Below are 225 nucleotides of genomic sequence, written 5' to 3'. Positions count from 1 at the left end.
CCTCATTAGGGATTTGAGCGAAGTCAAAGGCACGATCTGGGTTACCAACGTTCATCATTACTTTAGTCGGTAGAAGAGGCAATTCGTCAACGGCTGAGCGTCGTACTTCAAACTCAAGCTCTCCCTGATAAACGTAGCCCGTTTCGCCTTCTGAACAAGAAACAGTTACGGTCGCGCCATCGGCAAGGCTATCTGTTGCGTTACCACAACCAACGATAGCTGGGA

The 225-nt window shown here is 49.3% G+C and carries 1 protein-coding gene; it reads right to left on the bottom strand.

Annotation, left to right across the window (positions count from 1 at the left end; genetic code table 11):
• On the bottom strand, positions 1–225 hold a 225-nt coding region (locus MRS74_RS23750; RefSeq protein ID WP_254582745.1), incomplete at both ends, for a hypothetical protein.

Origin of the sequence: Marinobacterium sedimentorum, from assembly GCF_024267675.1 — a bacterium.
GTDB lineage: Bacteria > Pseudomonadota > Gammaproteobacteria > Pseudomonadales > Balneatricaceae > Marinobacterium_A > Marinobacterium_A sedimentorum.
The sequence above is the reverse complement of the archived record's forward strand: the minus strand, read 5'-3'. Positions and strand labels throughout refer to the sequence as shown.